Here is an 18,846-nt window from a genome sequence, read left to right on the forward strand (position 1 = left end):
TTCACATTCAGTGCCGATTTCATATTAACGATAAAGCGCATGACATATTAATAAGACTGTAATTGATGACGTTAAACAATCTTCAACAACTTAATCCCCTTCAATCAGCATTGTGCACTCGGTTTAGTGTCACCTCACCTAACTGGCGCATTTGCTTACGTATCCAGGCGGATCGCTGCTCAACATAGGGCGAAGGTGGTGAGACTTTATAACGCCAAGGATTGGGCAACACCGCAGCCAATAATGACGCCTCATAACGGGTTAATTTGGCAGCACTCTTACCAAAATAATGTTTCGATGCGGCTTCGGCGCCATATATTCCGGGGCCAAATTCGACGATGTTGAGATACACTTCGAGAATTCGCGACTTATCCCAAGTCAATTCCATTAACAGGGTAAACCAAGCTTCAATTCCCTTACGGATAAAACTGCGACTCGACCACATAAACAGATTTTTCGCCGCTTGCTGACTTAAGGTACTGGCACCACGAACCTTCTTCCCCTTTTGATTGTATTCGATGGCCGAACTGATGGCGGCTAAATCAAAACCCGTGTGGTTGGCAAACTTTTGGTCTTCCGCGGCAATCACGGCTAATTGTAATTCAGGGGAGATTTGCTGGAGTGGACGCCATTGATGCCTAACCTCAGTAATCGGCGCGGGCGGGAATATTGCGCGTTCAATCCGCCAAGTCCACATCGGCGGGTCAATAAAACGCAGTAGCACCACACTTAGAATGGAGGCGAGTAATAAGCCAAAGATGAGTTTAACGTGCCAAGCGACTATGCGCTTAAGGCCGCGCGACTTGGGTCTGGGCGCAGGGCGATTAGATTTATTCCCTTGGGGACGATTGACATGATCGCGCATGGCATACATAGGGGCGGTCATCCAGTTATCCTCATCAATAATTTCACCAAAGGTGCCGTTTGCGGCAGCATTAACCAGTCAGCAAAAAATAGCACAGTGTAAGTTGATGATAATATTGTCATAAACAGCGCCAAAAACCGAGCTGAATTCATGTTTCGGAGAAATAAACGATGTTAACTATGTTGGCTCAACCTCGGCAGCTTTGACCACAGCTGACCGAGGTGAAGGTGGCAGATTAACGAGGGCTAGCAAGTCAATCAAGCTGCTTGATACTCGCGGCGGCGAGCAAGGTCTTTTGGAAGCTTTACTGTTTTGGGTCTCGTTAAATCGTTACACAGCAAACTAAGCCCATAAATAACGATATTCAACAACTTAACTTGGCAAAATACCGACTAAAGCATATCTACACAGTAAACTCCCTCAAAACCATCTACGGGAACTTTGTAATATAGCTCAGAACATTCTAATGTGCATAACTCTGTGAGTAAAAATGTACAAAAATTTTATTGCTGGTGAACAAGCCTTAACTAACTCTATGAAAATAAACTTTATCTGACTTTAATGACGCCAGAATGACACTCAAAATACTTTAACGGCCAAATCGCTGAAAAATTAAGCAAAACATTCTTTTGGCGGCATAAAATAAAAAATGCCACAGGGAATACTGCGGCATTTATCTATTAAATCAAATAGATGACTATATTTCGTAATGCAAACCGCATTCGCGTTTTAAGCCATTAAAGCGGGTTTCTTCTTCAGTCATCCCTAATTCTAAGGGTTTACTCGAATGGGTATCCCCAACAGAAACATACCCTTGCTCCCATAGAGGATGGTAAGGCAAGTCAAATTGTGTCAGATACAGGTGCACATCTTTGTTCGACCATTCGATAATCGGCAACAACTTAAAGCGAGTGCCATGGATAGCCAATATCGGTAACTCTTCGCGTGTGCTCGACTGACTGCGGCGTAGTCCCGCAAACCAAGTACCAACTTCAAGTTCCGTCAAAGCACGTTGCATCGGCTCTACTTTATTCAGTCGATTGTAACGCTCGAGCCCATCTAAGCCCTGCTCCCACAACTTGCCAAAACGCGCTTCCTGCCATGCCGAGGTCATTGGCGCTTGGTAAACCTTGAGGTTTAAGGATAAACGCTCGGTAAGCTGGTCAATAAACTGATATGTCTCAGGAAAGAGATAGCCAGTATCCGTTAAGATCACCGGAATATCCGATTGCACCTGACTCACCATATGCAGCATCACCGCCGCTTGGATCCCAAAACTGGATGACAGCGCGTGATTACCCGGCAGATAGGCCAACCCCCAGAGCACTCGTTCTTGAGCAGTCAAGCCGGCCAAGAAGCGATTAATGCGCTCCAGTTCCGCTTGCTGCTCGGCCTTAGGAGCTGTCAGCAGCGCCTTAAGTTCGCTGCTGCTCACGACGCTCTGCAAGCCAAAACCCGTTACCCCAGAATCAAGATCAGCCATGGAAATCCTTAGCGGCATCGATTACCGCCTTCACTACGCCCGTGCGGACGGTGAAGTTACCAAAGGTTTCGCCTGCATTTCGCTCAACCGCGTAGCGGGCAAATAATGCATCCAATTCAGCAAGGATCTCAGCCTCTTGGATATTCTCTCTGTACATCTTATTCAGACGAGTGCCTTCGAAGTTCGCCCCGAGGTACAGGTTATAGCGACCCGGCGCCTTACCCACTAAGCCGATTTCGGCGGCAAATGGACGGGCGCAACCGTTTGGACAGCCGGTCATACGCACCACGATTGCTTGATCGCTAATGCCATTTTTAGCCTGCAGCGCATCGATATGGTCGATAAACTCAGGGAAATAACGCTCAGCTTCCGCCATCGCCAATGGACAGGTTGGCAAGGCCACACAGGCAATCGAATGACCGCGGGTTTGGGTCAGCACTTGACCAAGTAACCCGTGTTTACGGGCTAAGCCTTCAATCGTGGCTTTATCTTCTGCCGCGACACCTGCGATGATCATGTTTTGATTCGAGGTCATGCGGAAATCGCCTTTGTGGATCTTAGCAATTTCACGCAGCCCGGTTTGCAAGGTTTGCCCCGGTAGATCTTTAATGCGACCGCTTTCGATAAATAAGGTTAAATGCCACTTACCGTCAACGCCTTCGACCCAACCATAACGATCGCCGCGATCGCCGATCACGACCTCACGCTTAGGTTCAAACTTCACCCCAGCGCGCAGTTCGACTTCGGCTTTAAACTTCTCATAGCCATGGTCGACGATAGTGTACTTAAGGCGTGAACGTTTACGGTTAGAGCGATTTCCCCAGTCGCGTTGCACTGTCATCACGGCTTCGGCAAACTTCATCACATCTTCAGTTTTGATAAAACCAAAGTCGTCCGCCAGGCGTGGGAAAGTTTCTACTTCGCCATGGGTCGAGCCCATGCCGCCACCTGCTGTCAGGTTAAAACCGACTAATTCGTCATTTTCGGCCACAGCAATAAAGCCTAAGTCGTTAGTGTAGACATCAACATCGTTATCCGGCGGTACGGCAACGGCCATCTTAAACTTACGTGGCAAGTAGGTTTTGCCATACACAGGTTCAACGGTTTCGTCTTCTGTGGTCAGTAACTTCTCTTCATCTAACCAAATCTCGGCGTAGGCACGAGTGTGCGGCAGCAGGTGATCAGACAGCTTCTTCGCGACTTCATAGGCCTGCGCATGCAACTTAGATTCCACCGGATTCGGGTTACACATCACGTTACGGTTTACGTCACCACAGGCGGCGATCGAATCGAGCGCCTCACGGTCCAAACCTTGAATAATGGTCTTAAGGTTACGCTTTGGAATGCCGTGGTATTGGAACGTCTGGCGCGTCGTTAAACGAATGCTGTTCGAGCTGGTTAAGGTCGAGGCAATTTTGTCCACACCTAACCACTGCTGCGGAGTACAGATACCGCCAGGTACACGGGCACGCAACATAAAGCTATATAAGGGCTCGAGTTTTTGCTCTTTACGTTCGTTACGTAAATCGCGGTCATCCTGCTGATAAAAGCCGTGGAATTTGATCAATTGCTGATCGCCGTCGCTAAAACTGCCCGTCACCGAGGAATCTAATCCCTCTTTGATGGTGCCACGCAGATAATCACTGTCGGTCTTTAGGTATTCGTTTAATGCTAACTTTTGCTCACTCATGGCAACTGCCTCTTAAAATTCGTTCGGCGGCAGTATCTCAGTGGATACTGCTCTCTATCTTTGGGATCGATTAATTAGTACACGTCTTTTTGGTAACGTTTATGACTGCGCAGGGTCTCGAAGTATTCTTCGGCCGCCTCGCTAGACAGTCCGCCAAATTCTACCGCGACCTCTAACAATGCTTGATGTACGTCTTTGGCCATACGTTCTGCATCACCACAGATATAGAGATGCGCGCCATTTTGCAGCCATTGCCACAGGGTTTGTCCCTGCTCTTTAATGCGGTGCTGCACGTAAATCTTATGGGCCTGATCCCGCGAAAATGCCACATCGATACGGGTTAAATCGCCGTTTTTCAGATACTGTTGCCACTCGGTTTGATACAGGAAGTCCTGTTCAAAGTGAGGATTACCGAAGAATAACCAGCTATCGCCCTCAGCGCCTTGCGCCACGCGCTCCTGCATAAAGGCGCGAAACGGCGCAACACCAGTGCCTGGGCCAATCATGATGACAGGCGTTTGTGGATCTTCAGGTAAACGGAAATGCTTGTTCGGTTCAACATACACTTTTACTTCGGCGCCTTCCTGTGCCGAGGCTAAGAAATGCGATGCACCGCCAAAACGGGCTTGCCCTTGATGCTCATCCTCCACCAAGGCCACGGTGAGATGCACTTCGGTATCGACTTCACTCTGGCTCGAAGCGATGGAGTAGAGTCTTGGCGTTAATGGGCGTAATAACTCCACTAACTTGTTTGCATCGAGATTAGCGTCAGGCTTGAGCTTGTAATTAGCCACTAAGTCTGCAAATTGATGATGTAAGATAAACTGACGAACCTGCTCTTTATCTTCGCTAATGGCAAGCAGCTCTGGGCTTGCGGACAACTCGGCCCACGCTTTGACTAAACCAGGATATAACTGTGTCAGCTCTTTCTTCTCGATTAAGGCTTGTTTGAGACTGATGGATTCATTAGCGACAGTCACCTTGGTATCGGCCGCTAACCCTAAGCCCGCTAAAATCTCATCGACCAAAGTTTCATTGTTGCTAAACCACACTCCCAGGGCATCACCGACTTCGTAACGCAGTCCTGACTCGCCTAAATCGATTTCAACGTGGCGCACGTCTCGGTCTGAACCACGTCCGGTGATCTTCTGGCTCACCAACACTTCGGCACTGTAAGGGTTTTGCTTAGTAAATTCGCTCTCGCTGGCAACTTGCGTCGAACTTGAATTAATTTCATTCAGCGCCACCACGTTAGCCGTTGTTTGGATTAATGGCTTAACTGCAATCAGCACATCGGCGTGCCACTGTCCGGCCGCAGCCTCATAGTCCACATCACACTCAACCAGTGGCAACAACGCTTTGGCACCTAATGCCGACAGACGGGCATCGAAGTCTTTACCTGTCTGGCAGAAAAACTCATAGCTCGAATCGCCAAGCGCCAACACTGAGTAATGTAAGTTGTTTAATTGAGGAGCACGTTTCGATGCTAAAAACTTATGTAATTCAATCGCATCATCCGGCGCTTCACCTTCACCATGGGTACTGACCACCAGCAATAGCAAGGTTTCTTGCTTAAGCTGGCGCACATTGTATTCACCCATAGAAGCTAAATTCACGCCATAGCCCTGTGCCTTCGCCTTCTCAGCTAAGGCTTTTGCAATCCCACGGCCATTGCCAGTTTGGCTGCCATAGAGAATGGTCACCGCCTGCGCATCAGACACGGGCGCGAGCTGGGCTTGATTGCCCCCCGCATTGGCCGTTGCGGCTAAATAACCGCTCACCCAGGCAAGTTGCACGGCATTTAATTCAGCGATGAGTTGTTTCAGCTTTTCGACCTGCGGTTGCGACAGGGGTGAAGCCAGTGATGAAAGTTCTTTTAACAACATGAGACGGCCCTATGACAATGTATTGTCCAGCAGAGTAGCGTGGTTTTAGAAAAGCAAAAAAGAATAATATTTGATTTTTAATTCCATTTTGGAATATACAAAGTGCAAAATTTAAGCTACAAAAGTGTGCACTGGTTAAAACTTTTTGATACGACCAGTTCAGAAACGACCAGCTTGAGCAATATGCGCTTGTGTCAAACCAAAGTATTGCCACAATGGTGACGAGCCTGCTGTACAGTGACCTTCTGTTGCTCGCAAAGAAGTTTGTTTTCAAGCACAAATTTCATACCAAGATTGAATGTGCTAACTGCCACAACTGAATAAACGAGTTCATTCTTATCGCGGCCTAGCCCTACCTAGGTTTAGCTCAGGAAGCACTCAGGCGGAACGATTATATAAACCACCAGGGAGTAATCATGCAGATTGGAATACCGAGAGAGAGTCTCGCCGGTGAGACTCGGGTCGCCGCGACCCCTGCCACCGTCGAACAACTTAAAAAGCTCGGCTTTGAAGTTGTTGTTGAGGCCAATGCTGGCTTACTGTCTAGCTTTGACGATGCCGCTTTTGAAGCCGCAGGGGCGAAGATCACGGCAGAGGTATGGCAAGCGGATCTGATTTTTAAAGTCAATGCACCGACCGATGCTGAAATTGCGCAAATTAAAGAAGGCGCAACCTTAATCAGCTTTATCTGGCCCGCTCAAAATGCTGAGCTGGTCGAGAAACTGTCTAAACGCAACATCAATGTGATGGCGATGGACATGGTGCCACGTATTTCCCGTGCCCAATCCCTCGATGCTCTCTCTTCTATGGCCAATATCGGCGGTTATCGCGCCGTTGTTGAAGCCGCGCACCACTTTGGCCGTTTCTTTACCGGACAAATAACCGCCGCGGGCAAAGTGCCACCAGCAAAAGTGCTGGTAATCGGCGCCGGTGTGGCTGGTCTTGCGGCCATTGGTACCGCAGGTTCGTTAGGTGCCATAGTACGTGCCTTCGACACACGCTTAGAAGTGGCCGAACAAATCGAATCTATGGGTGGCCAGTTCCTCAAGCTGGACTTCACCAATGAGGACGGCAGCTCATCGGACGGTTACGCCAAAACCATGTCGGACGAGTTTATCGCCGCAGAAATGGCGCTGTTTGCCGAGCAAGCCAAAGAAGTCGATATCATCATCACCACAGCGCTGATCCCAGGCCGTCCTGCACCTAAGCTTATTACCAAGGCAATGGTCGACAGCATGAAACCCGGCTCTGTAATTGTCGATATGGCGGCGCAAGCGGGGGGTAACTGTGAATACACTCAGCAAAGCGAGCTATTCGTGACCGAGAATGGCGTCAAAGTCATCGGCTTTACCGATCTTCCCGGCCGTCTGCCCGCTCAGTCTTCTCAGCTTTATGGCACTAACTTAGTCAACCTGATGAAGTTAATGTGTAAAGAGAAAAATGGCGTCGCCACCATCAACTTCGATGATGTGGTAATGCGCAATATGACAGTGGTCAAAGCTGGTGAACTAACCTTCCCGCCACCGCCAATTTCGGTGTCGGCCGCGCCCGCAAAACCTGCGACTAAGGTAGAAGCCAAAGCGGCAGAGGCCAAAGCGCCGTCCAAGCTTAAGTATATTCTCGCCGCCCTGGGTGTTGCGGGATTTGCCGCCGTCGCCTCGGTCGCGCCAGCCGAGTTCTTATCCCACTTTACGGTATTTGTTCTGTCCTGCGTGGTGGGCTATTACGTGGTGTGGAACGTATCCCACTCACTACATACGCCTTTAATGTCAGTGACTAACGCGATTTCAGGCATTATCGTGGTCGGCGCCTTGCTGCAAATTGGTCAAGGCTCAACCTTGGTCACTGTGCTGGCGTTTATCGCCGTGCTGATCGCCAGTATTAACATCTTCGGCGGCTTCACCGTCACTCAGCGCATGCTGAAGATGTTCCGTAAGGATTAAGGGGGTATAACGTGTCTCAAGGACTGGTAACAGCAGCTTACATTATTGCCGCCGTGCTCTTTATCTTCAGTCTCGCAGGATTGTCGAAGCAAGAAACGGCCAAACACGGCAATTTATTTGGTATCACAGGTATGGCCATCGCCCTACTGGCGACCATTTTTAATCCTGACACTAGCGGTGTCGCCTGGATTATTGTCGCCATGGTGATTGGTGGTGCCATCGGCGTGCGTTTAGCACTTAAAGTCGAAATGACAGAAATGCCCGAACTGGTCGCGGTACTCCACAGCTTTGTGGGTCTGGCGGCGGTGTTAGTGGGCTTTAACAGCTTTATCGACTTACATCCAGAACAAGTATCGCAAGTGGTTGTGGCCGTAGGTGGTGATATTAATACCACGCTCGCCGCAGTTCAGGATGCATTGAGCGAAGCGGCTAAAGCCGCCGAGAAAGCGCATCTCACTGGCGCTATGCTCAACATTCACTTAGTCGAAGTCTTCCTCGGGATCTTTATCGGTGCGGTAACCTTCACGGGTTCTATCGTGGCCTTTGGTAAATTACGCGGATTAATCTCCTCAAAGCCTTTGATGTTGCCACATCGCCACAAGCTTAACCTTGTTGCAGTATTGGTATCCTTAGCTCTGTTGGTGTACTTCGTCAAAACCGGCGGCACTATGCCTGCCCTACTGTTGATGACACTTATCGCCTTCGCCTTTGGTTGGCATTTAGTGGCTTCAATCGGCGGTGCGGACATGCCAGTTGTGGTCTCGATGCTGAACTCCTACTCAGGTTGGGCGGCAGCAGCTGCGGGCTTTATGTTGTCAAACGATCTGCTGATCGTCACTGGCGCGCTCGTGGGTTCATCGGGTGCGATTCTGTCTTACATCATGTGTAAGGCGATGAACCGTTCGTTTATCTCTGTTATCGCGGGCGGATTTGGTACCGATGGTGCTGCGTCAACTGGCGATGAAGAAATGGGCGAATACCGTGAAACTAACGCCGAAGATGTGGCGGATATGCTGAAAAACGCCACTTCAGTCATCATCACCCCTGGCTATGGCATGGCAGTAGCACAGGCGCAATATCCTGTGGCTGAAATCACCCAAAAACTGCGTGATCGCGGCGTGAAGGTGCGTTTTGGTATTCACCCTGTTGCGGGTCGTCTGCCAGGCCATATGAACGTGCTCTTGGCTGAAGCTAAAGTCCCCTACGATATCGTGCTCGAAATGGACGAGATCAACGAAGACTTTAGCGATACCGACGTGGTATTGGTGATTGGTGCCAACGATACGGTTAACCCAGCGGCGATGGAAGATCCGGGTAGCCCAATTGCGGGCATGCCAGTGCTCGAAGTATGGAAAGCGCAGAACGTGATTGGTTTTAAACGCTCAATGAACACTGGTTATGCGGGTGTACAAAACCCACTGTTCTTTAAGGACAATACCCAAATGCTGTTCGGCGATGCCAAGGCCAGCGTAGAAGCAATTTTAAAAGCGCTGTAATACTTAAGTTAGCATATCAATCATAAAGGGAGCCACTCGGCTCCCTTTATCTTTTCACCCAGTTTAACGATGTGTTTTCACACGTTTTTAAGCCTGCTCAGCTAGTCTCTGCGCAACTTGTTTGTGGTTGCCACCATTAATTGAAAGGACACCTTGATGCTGCTTGGATTATTTCTGCTGTCGGCAATATTGATCAAAACCTCGTTGTTAGGGCTTGGCGGGGTCTCAATCGGCATTGGCATCGGCGGTTATCTGTTTTGCCGCTATTACCCCATCAATCTTGCGGCACGCTTGGTTCAAAAGTTTAAGCGCCTCTTTATAACAGGGGCGATATTGCACTTGCTCTTGTATCTTGGCCTTATCGTTAAACTCTTCCTTATCGATAGCCTAGAGGGTATTCCCGCCTTCTTGATCAGTCACTTAGTATTCCATCATGCGCTTTGCGCCCTGATAGCCGCGACGCTTACCTTTATGGCAATCGGAATTTACCTCACCCAGCAAAAGTTAAAGCAAGCGGTTCTGGCTCCCCCATTGCAGCTTAACTAGCTTAAGGATGCGCAAAAGCACTAGCTCCACGGCGGATAAAACCAACCGCTATTCGCCAAACCATAGAAACAAAAAAGGAGCCTAGGGCTCCTTTTTTGTGGTGATGCTTAAGATTATGCCGCTTTGGCAACATCAAAATTAGACAGCAACATAACTGCAGTACGGCCTAGTAGATGATTGATGGTGCGATCGCCGACCAATCCTAATTCAGCAATGGCTTGCTGACGTGCTGTACTGACCGCTCTGAAGAGGGTGATTTCGTTATTCGCGCCACCACAGAGGCTGAAGAATAATCTTAACACTGCACGGTAATGCTCTTCTTGCATCGCTTTCATCCAAGAGGCTTCTAAGGCTTCTTGGCTAGAAAAGTCGAGCGCGGCAACAAATAAATTGCCAATACGACTATCTAAACGAATTAAAAAGTCGTTCTTACGCGGAAAGTGATGACTAATACCGGTGCGGCTAATCCCCGTTGCTTCAGATAACGTGGTATAAGACATAGTCTCAAAGCCAATAGTCAAAATTTGTCTTAACGCTTCATCCATAATCTGATTTATGGTTTGCTCAGTCTGTACTCGCGAGCGCTTAGCCATAGTGAAGTCTCCCGTTGTTCTTTTTCTGGGGTAGAGCTTACCAAAGCCTTTAAGGGATTACTGCTGTTTGGAAACGCCAAACAAGTGTATTTCGCTTTTGTTCAGCTAGGGTTCAGTTTGAAACAGGGAGATTTATTGATTTTTTTAACACATTCACAACATTAAATTTTGTACTAACCAGTCGCGTGCTTTTGCCTCACCCATTAACAATGTCAACGTAGGTGTGAGATAACGCCCAAGATCCGGCTTACGCCAAAATAGATATGCTGGCAGGGGTTGCAGCACTGTCTCACCAAAAGTGCGCTGCATTAAACTCGAATACTCACGTAACACCTGTGGTTCAATTTGTACTATTTTAGGATAAAAATCGGCTACAAAATCACGATATTGGCTGTAGTGGACAATCTGGCTCACTTGATACTTTTTTAACACTTGTATCATCATGGGGCTGGTCCAGTGAGACATATTCTGCGAACTTGTTAACGCCGCGAGGTTGCGTCTGTGATATTGCTGCCAAGCTAAATCAAGATTGCCTTTGGCCTTAGCGACACGCCAAATCAGGTAGAGATCCGCCAACCACTCGTGCTGATAAGCTGTTAATTCTTTAGGTAATAAACTACCCTGCAGTGCTAGGTTTTCAAGGTGTCCTAGCTCATGCCACAGGGTTAATTGTGCCTGTTCTTTGAGGTTGTATTGGTAGGTTATGCCATCGATATTGAGCAGTTGAAACTCTGGTGTTTCTCGCTCATTTACGAGGATTAGACCGGAGAAATGACTGTCGTCGACGGGTAACACCATGGCACTACGAAACCCAAGTTCGGTTTTAAACTGGGCTTCGCTGCGAGGGAGTTGTTCACGAACCTGAGTAGGAAATGTTGCCAGACACTGACTCAATTGCGCTAACGGGCAAATTAACGCCTGCTTGTCACCGATAGGTATCCATGTCAGGCTTGAAATCAGTGTAAGGGCAATTAAACTCACTGTTTTGCCATGATATTTTGGATAATGGCCGTCGTTGATATGCCATCTTCAAAGCCCAGCACTTGGACTTGACCGCCCGCGGCAATCACTTCGGCGCCGCCAGCAATATCTTCAATCTTATAATCGCCACCTTTTACCAGAAGATCGGGGAGCAATCTGGCGATGATCCGCTGTGGTGTATCTTCAGTAAAAGGCACGACCCAATCGACTGCGGCTAATCCCGCTAAAACCGCCATACGTCTATCGACTTGATTGACTGGGCGCCCTTCTCCTTTTAAGCGTTTGACCGAGGCGTCGTCATTCACGGCCACAATCAATCTATCACCTAACGCTTTGGCTTGCTTGAGGTAACTGACGTGCCCCGCGTGCAGAATATCGAAGCAGCCGTTAGTCATCACCACTCGCTCTCCGCGCAATTTGGCTTGCTCTAGGGCATAGGCAAGTTGATCTTCACTCACCACCCCAAAACCCGACTCACCGTGGTGCAGTGCTAAGGCTTCAATCAGCTCGATACGAGACACGGTCGAAGTGCCTAATTTACCGACCACAACCCCTGCAGCGGTATTGGCTATCGCACAAGCTTGTGGTAAATCGGCGCCCGCGGCGAGTGAGGTCGCTAGAGCAGAAATCACTGTATCGCCAGCACCCGTCACGTCATAGACCTCACGGGCCACTGTTGGGATATGTAATTCAGGGGCATTGGCTGTCACTAAGGTCATGCCCTTTTCAGAGCGAGTCACCAAAATGGCATCAAAATTATGTTGTTTGAGTAAGCCTCGGGCTTTTTCCAGCAGATCCGCCTCAGAGGTGACAGCACCAACTACGGCTTCAAATTCACTCATATTAGGTGTGATGAGCGAGGCGCCATGGTAACGGCTAAAATCGGCCCCCTTTGGATCGACAAGCACTTTTACGCCTTTAGCGCGAGCCAGCGCAATAAAATCCTGCGGCTTATCGATAGCGCCTTTCGCATAATCCGACAGCACCACCACATCGACCGAATCGAGTAAGGCTTCTGACTGTTTGAGTAAGCGCGCACTATCCTGCTTATCGAAGGACTCCTCAAAATCGAGGCGGATAAGCTGTTGGTTACGTGACAGTACCCTCAGTTTGGTAATGGTCGGTTTGTCGGCAATTTTTAGCCATTGTGGTTCAACACCCAGAGCTTGCACCCCAAGAGTTAAGGCCTTAGCGGTATCATCCTCGCCCACTAACCCCGCTAATTGTACTTGGCCGCCTAGGGTCGCGATATTTAGCGCTACGTTGGCCGCTCCACCCGGTCTGTCTTCGACTTGGTTAATCTTCACCACGGGCACTGGCGCTTCGGGCGAGATACGTCCCGTCGGCCCAACCCAGTAGCGATCTAACATCACATCGCCGACAACTAACACTTTGGCTTTTTCAAATGCTGGCAGAGAAACCTTCATAGCGCTCTTATCTATTGCAGAAATTAAACCGTGATTGTACCTAATTTTCGACAAAATATGAGTTAGAATAAGCAGTAATTTTCAAAAGTAGTGAGTATTTTTGTGGTCGAGAAAGCTGAGTTTTCATCTTCTTTATATCATCCGAAGCACTGGCCCATGTGGTTTGGGGTGTTGGTGATGCGGATTACCCAAGTGTTGCCTCTCTCGTGGCAGATGAAGTTAGGCAAAGGCATAGGCCGATTAGTGAAGGCCATTGCAGGCAGTCGAACCCATACCGCGCGCCGCAATTTAACTCTCTGCTTCCCCGATATGCCCGAATCTGAGCGCGAAGCCCTGCTGACCCGCAACTTTGAAGAAACGGGTAAAGCAATTTTCGATACCATCAATGCTTGGTGGTGGTCCGATGAAAAAATCCAACAACATATGCATATCAGCGGCAAAGAATACGTTCAAGACACCTTGAATGCCGGCCATGGGGTGATTTTGTTTGCTGTGCACTGTTTACCACTGGAAATGGGCGCGCGTATTTTTGGTCAATTTCAACCCGGTGTCGGGGTATACCGCCCACACAACAATCCGGTGATGGAATATCTACAGGTCAAAGGTCGCCTGCGCTCGAATAAAGCCTTAGTACCTAAGCGAGATCTACGCCAGATGGTGCGTTGTTTACGCAATCCCGATGTGATTTGGTATACTGCCGACCAGGATTTTGGGCGTTCGAGTGCGGTATTTATTCCCTTCTATGCCGTGCCCGATGCAGCCACTATTACGGGAGCCACCACGCTGGCGAAACTCGGCAAAGCCAAAGTGCTGCCCTTCTTTGTGGAACGCACCGAAGGCGATAAGGGGTACCATATTGAGATTATGCCGCCATTGGATAACTTCCCTGGCGAAGATGAACTGGCCGATGCCATTCGCGGCAACAAGATTATCGAAGGGATTATCGATAGAAATCGCGCCCAATATATGTGGCTTCACCGCCGCTTTAAGACTCGTCCTGACCCGACGGACAAGTCATTATATAAGTAAGCTTTCGTTCAGTCTGTTCGTGATAAACGTTTAAGAGAGAATAAAAAATGCCAAGCAACCGCTTGGCATTTTTTTATATTTTTATCTATGTTTCTTTATCTAGGTCTTGTTGTTTAACGCATCTTTTAAGGCTTGAAACGCTAAAGATCATAAATACATAGTTGGCACTTCAACACTTTTTAGGCCTCTGCCGGTAAGCGAATACCCACATTGGTAACTTTGCCTTCATAAAGCCCTGCGACGACCCAATGCAGTGACTGCCACAGGAACTGATCCCCAAGTACCGGATGTGACCCTAATTCTGCGGCGACTAAATCCGCGACAGTCATATCGCCGGTTGCTTCGTCTAATTCCAGGCCATAAATCGGTGCTAGGTCGACTAGTTTGACTTGGGTATCGATAAAGAAGTCACCGAAAAAACGTGGCACTTCTTTGGTTTCAGGCGCCTGACTAAAGAGGTTACTCAAAGCCTCTAGGCTCTTCTCTTGCCCGAGCACACACAAAATATCCCCCGCTTCGAGGCAAGTACTACCCGATGGGTGCAACAGCGTGTTATCGCGAAATACCGCCGCAATCCGTGTCCCATCCGGCATAGAGAGGCGTTTAAGCGGCTCGCCGATGCACCATTTGTTTTCACTCAAACGATAAACAAACACTTCCCATTCACTGCTCGGGTAGATTTCGACCCCTGAGCGTGAAATAGGTAATGGTTTAGGCGGTAACTCGACCTTAGCTAAACGCGCCGCCGTGGTCAGTGACGCCCCTTGCACTAGCAGTGATACTAACACCACGAAAAAGGCCAAGTTAAAGTACAACTGAGCGCCCGGTAAACCCGCCATCATAGGGAATACAGCTAAAATAATCGGCACCGCGCCACGTAATCCAACCCAAGAAATAAACCAGCGGTCACGACTGCTAAAACTCTTAAAGGGCAACAAGCTAAGCCATACCGCTAACGGTCTGGCAAACAGGATCATTCCAAAGGCCAGTGCTAAGCCTGGGAGCCATATATCCAGCAAATCAGACGGTGTAAGTAGCAGCCCTAATACGAGGAACATACCGATTTGGCTGACCCAGGTCATACCATCCAATACGTTTAAGATTGAATGGCGACCACGGGTAGGCTTATTGCCGAGGAATAGACCGACTAGATAAATCGACAGAATGCCACTTCCACCTAGCTTGTTCGAGGCGGCATAAATCATCAGACCGCCACTAAGCACTAAAATCGAATACAAGCCTTCTGCAAGCTTGCTTAGATTCACCAACTTCCACAACAACCAACCGCCACCGAGGCCGAGGAAAATGCCTAAGCCAAACTGCTTGATAAAGCTTATCAGCATAAAGCTCACGGATAACTCGGCGTCCACATTGCCGAGGATGGCAATCAGGGTCACAGTTAAAAATACCGCCATAGGATCGTTACTGCCCGATTCGATTTCCAGCGTCGCGCCGACACGTTCGTTTAGGCTGCGCCCCTTTAATAGCGAGAATACCGCCGCCGCATCGGTGGAGCCGACAATGGCCCCCACCAGCAAGCCCTGCAGCCAGTGTAAATCAAACAACCATGCAGCCATCACACCTGTGATACTGGTGGTGATCGCGACCCCAAAGGTCGCCAGCGATAATGCCGGCCACAGGGCCACCCTAAAGCTCGCTACCCGGGTACGCATACCACCATCGAGCAAGATAATGGCTAAGGCTAAGTTACTGACAAGATAAGCGGTTGAGTAATCGTCAAACAGAATGCCGCCGGGACCATCCTCCCCCGCTAAAATCCCTACTGCGAGGAAAATTAATAAGATAGGAATACCCAAGCGTGAAGACACGGGACTTAACAAAACACTCACTGCGGTAAGCAAGGCACCGATCAGAAAAAAACTATTGATGGAATCTGCATCCACACATGCCTCCTTAAATACAAGAGTGTTTAGTTAAACGATAAAGAAATCACCTAGATTAAAAATGACTCAACTAAAATTTTTGTTTTTTTATACTAGCATAAAAAATGCAAATTAATGGAGTTTTAAATATTAAATTTCAATCATCTACATTGAAATCCCCATCATTAGGCCATTTTGACTAATTTTCATATAAAATCCAGTACAAACACAAACACAATCCGAATGCGTAACTCACACCATAACAAATAGAAAACTCTTATTTATCAATATTTTTAAAAAAAACATTCCATAAAAACTTACTCTCTACGCCAAAAATAATGAGGATAACCATATGAAAATGCACTGTATCTACTCAAAGCCATCTTAAATCCAATTAAACTCCGCAATAACTTGAAAGCACAGATAAAATCACCTTTTTCATTGTGATATCGACATTCAAATACCGAATATTGTCACAAAGACAATAATTGTCATATATACAACCAAAATCAGTATCATAAAGACAATAAATCACAGATAAAAAACATATTCTCCTTTATTTTCAACAACAAAAATATTTGGCACGTATTGCGCAATAGCAAGTGAAACGTATCAAAATGACGTTGCATCAAGGAGACTTATGAGCAAACAAAAACTCACCGCTATCGCACTGTTTATTGTGCTGATCGCTTCATTCACTGTACTGCTAAGCATAGGCAGTGAAATTTATCGGGAAAAACCGCCAATACCCAATGCATTTACGGATGTAAATGGTCAGGTTGTGTTTAGCGAAAATGATATCGAACAAGGCCAATTGGTCTGGCGCTCCATGGGCGGTCATCAACTGGGGTCGGTTTGGGGGCATGGTTCTTATGTTGCCCCGGATTGGACTGCCGACTGGTTACACAGAGAAGCCGAAGCTTGGCTCGATATTCGCGCTGAGCAGCAATATCAAACGCAGTTTGCCCAATTAAACTCCCAACAAAAAGCTGGGCTTGAACAAGCCTTAAGGGAAGATTTACGCCATAACAGCGTCGAGCCACAGGCCGATGGCACTGTACTGATCCGCTTGTCCGACACTCGTATCAAGGCGATAAATAAGGCCGAGCAGCATTATTTATCTCTGTTTGGGAGCGATCCAGAGCTCAGCAGCCTTCGTGAACAATACGCCATGAAAGAGGGCACAGTGCCCGATCTCGCCCGTCGCGAACAACTCAATGCGTTCCTCTTTTGGGGAGCTTGGGCGGCAATCACCGAACGCCCAGATGCCCCCTATACCTACACCAATAACTGGCCCTTCGATCCCCAACTAGGCAATACACCGACCTCGGATAATATCGTCTGGTCGATACTCAGTATTGTGACCTTAATTGCTGGGATTGGCGGATTGATCTGGCAACATGCAAGCGGCAAACATGAAAGCCTGCCCAAGCCTTCGGAACAAGATCCGCTGTTTCACACTAAGCCAACCGCCTCACAAAAAGCTGTTGGCAAATACTTCATCACGGCGATTGGTTTGTTTTTACTGCAAATTTTACTCGGCGGGATCACGGCACACTATGCTGTAGAAGGCCAAGAGTTTTACGGTTTTCCGATTTCAGAAATACTCCCCTACTCAGTCACTCGTACCTGGCACACCCAATTAGCCGTATTTTGGATAGCCACGGCTTGGTTAGGCACAGGGCTGTATATCGCTCCCGCCTTATCGGGTTATGAACCCAAATATCAACGTCTCGGCGTTAACGTGCTGTGGGTTGCCTTAGTGGTCGTAGTGCTTGGCTCCATGGCGGGCGAATGGATTGGAGTACAGCAGTATTTTGACCTCGATATGAATTTCCTCTTTGGCCATCAAGGATATGAATACATAGATCTCGGTCGAGTATGGCAAATCTTACTCCTCGTCGGATTATTGATTTGGCTTGCCCTGGTCACTGCCGCCATCAAACCTGCACTCAAGGTTCAAGGCGAGATGCGCCCCGTCATCTGGGTGCTCTACGCCTCCTGCGTGGCGATTGGTTTGTTCTATGGCGCCGGCCTCTTTATGGGCAAACACTCCAATTTAGCCATCGCCGAATACTGGCGTTGGTGGGTAGTACACTTGTGGGTTGAAGGCTTCTTCGAAACCTTTGCCACCGCCGTTATTGCCTTGATGTTGGTACGTTTAGGCTTAATCCGCGGCCGCAGTGCCAATGGTGCGGTGTTATTTACGACAGTGATTTTCTTAACAGGTGGTTTGATTGGAACCTTACACCACCTCTACTTTACTGGCACACCCACCTCGGTGATCGCCTGGGGCGCCATCTTCTCAGCCTTAGAAGTCGTCCCCCTCGCCATTATTGGTTTTGAAGCGATGGAAACCTACCGCCTGCGTAAAGCCAGTGGCTGGATGCAGCGTTATCACTGGGCGATTATGTTCTTTGTGGCGACCGCGTTTTGGAACTTAGTCGGTGCGGGTATACTGGGGTTTTTAATCAATCCACCTATCTCGCTCTATTATATTCAAGGGCTGAACACCACAGCCACCCACGGTCACGCTGCCTTTATGGGCGTTTACGGTATGCTCGGCATGGGCTTGATGCTCTTCTGCCTAAGGGGCCTCACCGGCAATATGCAATGGAATGACAAAATGCTCAAAGGCGCATTCTGGAGCCTCAATATTGGCCTAGCGGCTATGGTATTTATGTCACTATTACCCGTTGGTATTACACAGTTTTTTGCTGTCATCGACCATGGATATTGGTTCGCCCGTTCACCAGAGGTGATCCATAGTCCACTGGTTGAGAGACTGGTTTGGATGCGTATGTTTGGGGATATCATCTTCAGCGTAGGTGGTCTTTTAATGGGCGCCTTCTTGCTCGATTTGCTCAGAAAAGCCCTGAATAAACCTGCAAAAGTGCAAGAGGAACTCTTACAAACCGACCACTAATCACAGCGATTAAATCGTTTTAGCCCATATCAAGGTGTCGTTTAGGCACCTTGGTTGCTTAGTTTTACGGCCTGCGCCGTTTGTCGTTTGCCTCGCTC

General features: G+C 48.4%; 13 protein-coding genes. 5 read left to right on the top strand and 8 right to left on the bottom strand.

Features of this window, described 5'->3' with window-relative positions; all coding sequences use genetic code 11:
• Positions 1-100 precede the first annotated feature (100 nt).
• The 4 genes from mtgA to ACK5NH_RS06030 form a co-directional block, all read right to left on the bottom strand.
• Positions 101-886: a monofunctional biosynthetic peptidoglycan transglycosylase gene (mtgA, locus tag ACK5NH_RS06015; protein ID WP_416918325.1), complete on the bottom strand. Its 786-nt coding sequence runs from the start codon at positions 884-886 to the stop codon at positions 101-103.
• 676 nt (positions 887-1,562) lie between these two features.
• The gene (locus tag ACK5NH_RS06020; RefSeq protein ID WP_416918327.1) at positions 1,563-2,348 is read right to left on the bottom strand and encodes a phosphoadenylyl-sulfate reductase; all 786 of its coding nucleotides are present in this window, start codon (positions 2,346-2,348) and stop codon (positions 1,563-1,565) included.
• Positions 2,341-4,038, bottom strand: a complete 1,698-nt coding sequence (gene cysI, locus ACK5NH_RS06025; RefSeq protein WP_416918329.1) for an assimilatory sulfite reductase (NADPH) hemoprotein subunit — start codon at positions 4,036-4,038, stop codon at positions 2,341-2,343. The genes ACK5NH_RS06020 and cysI overlap by 8 nt, the downstream gene beginning before the upstream one ends.
• Positions 4,039-4,112: 74 nt before the next feature.
• A complete protein-coding gene (locus tag ACK5NH_RS06030) occupies positions 4,113-5,924 on the bottom strand; it encodes an assimilatory sulfite reductase (NADPH) flavoprotein subunit (protein ID WP_416918331.1) in 1,812 nt (603 codons plus the stop codon).
• A gap of 416 nt (positions 5,925-6,340) precedes the next feature.
• On the opposite strand from ACK5NH_RS06030, the gene ACK5NH_RS06035 reads away from it, so the two are divergent.
• The 3 genes from ACK5NH_RS06035 (at position 6,341) to ACK5NH_RS06045 (ending at position 9,909) form a co-directional block, all read left to right on the top strand.
• Positions 6,341-7,867: a Re/Si-specific NAD(P)(+) transhydrogenase subunit alpha gene (locus ACK5NH_RS06035; protein WP_416918333.1), complete on the top strand. Its 1,527-nt coding sequence runs from the start codon at positions 6,341-6,343 to the stop codon at positions 7,865-7,867.
• Between the two features lie 11 nt (positions 7,868-7,878).
• Complete coding sequence (pntB, locus tag ACK5NH_RS06040) at positions 7,879-9,363, top strand: Re/Si-specific NAD(P)(+) transhydrogenase subunit beta (RefSeq protein ID WP_416918335.1); 1,485 nt, start codon at positions 7,879-7,881, stop codon at positions 9,361-9,363.
• Positions 9,364-9,519: 156 nt separating this feature from the next.
• Positions 9,520-9,909 carry a hypothetical protein gene (locus ACK5NH_RS06045; RefSeq protein WP_416918337.1) on the top strand — a complete coding sequence of 130 codons (390 nt, stop codon included), beginning with the start codon at positions 9,520-9,522 and terminating at the stop codon, positions 9,907-9,909.
• A 113-nt stretch (positions 9,910-10,022) separates the two neighbouring features.
• On the opposite strand, the gene ACK5NH_RS06050 is transcribed toward ACK5NH_RS06045, so the two are convergent.
• The 3 genes from ACK5NH_RS06050 to hldE all read right to left on the bottom strand — a co-directional run bounded on the left by ACK5NH_RS06050 (position 10,023) and on the right by hldE (position 12,910).
• A complete protein-coding gene (locus ACK5NH_RS06050) occupies positions 10,023-10,502 on the bottom strand; it encodes a TetR family transcriptional regulator (protein ID WP_011623828.1) in 480 nt (159 codons plus the stop codon).
• Between the two features lie 153 nt (positions 10,503-10,655).
• A complete protein-coding gene (locus tag ACK5NH_RS06055; RefSeq protein WP_416918339.1) occupies positions 10,656-11,483 on the bottom strand; it encodes a hypothetical protein in 828 nt (275 codons plus the stop codon).
• The gene (gene hldE, locus ACK5NH_RS06060; protein ID WP_416918341.1) at positions 11,480-12,910 is read right to left on the bottom strand and encodes a bifunctional D-glycero-beta-D-manno-heptose-7-phosphate kinase/D-glycero-beta-D-manno-heptose 1-phosphate adenylyltransferase HldE; all 1,431 of its coding nucleotides are present in this window, start codon (positions 12,908-12,910) and stop codon (positions 11,480-11,482) included. The genes ACK5NH_RS06055 and hldE overlap by 4 nt, the downstream gene beginning before the upstream one ends.
• Positions 12,911-13,012: 102 nt before the next feature.
• Between hldE and ACK5NH_RS06065 the strand changes: the two genes are divergently transcribed.
• Positions 13,013-13,939, top strand: coding sequence for an LpxL/LpxP family Kdo(2)-lipid IV(A) lauroyl/palmitoleoyl acyltransferase (locus ACK5NH_RS06065; RefSeq protein ID WP_416918343.1), 927 nt, complete (start codon positions 13,013-13,015; stop codon positions 13,937-13,939).
• A gap of 179 nt (positions 13,940-14,118) precedes the next feature.
• On the opposite strand, the gene ACK5NH_RS06070 is transcribed toward ACK5NH_RS06065, so the two are convergent.
• Entirely contained in the window at positions 14,119-15,843 is a 1,725-nt protein-coding gene (locus ACK5NH_RS06070; RefSeq protein WP_416918345.1) for a potassium/proton antiporter, read from the bottom strand.
• A 619-nt stretch (positions 15,844-16,462) separates the two neighbouring features.
• Between ACK5NH_RS06070 and ACK5NH_RS06075 the strand changes: the two genes are divergently transcribed.
• On the top strand, positions 16,463-18,748 hold the full coding sequence (locus tag ACK5NH_RS06075; RefSeq protein WP_416918347.1) for a nitric-oxide reductase large subunit: 2,286 nt from the start codon (positions 16,463-16,465) through the stop codon (positions 18,746-18,748).
• Positions 18,749-18,846 lie beyond the last annotated feature (98 nt).

This window comes from Shewanella sp., assembly GCF_047975355.1.
In the GTDB taxonomy this organism is placed as follows: Bacteria; Pseudomonadota; Gammaproteobacteria; order Enterobacterales; family Shewanellaceae; genus Shewanella.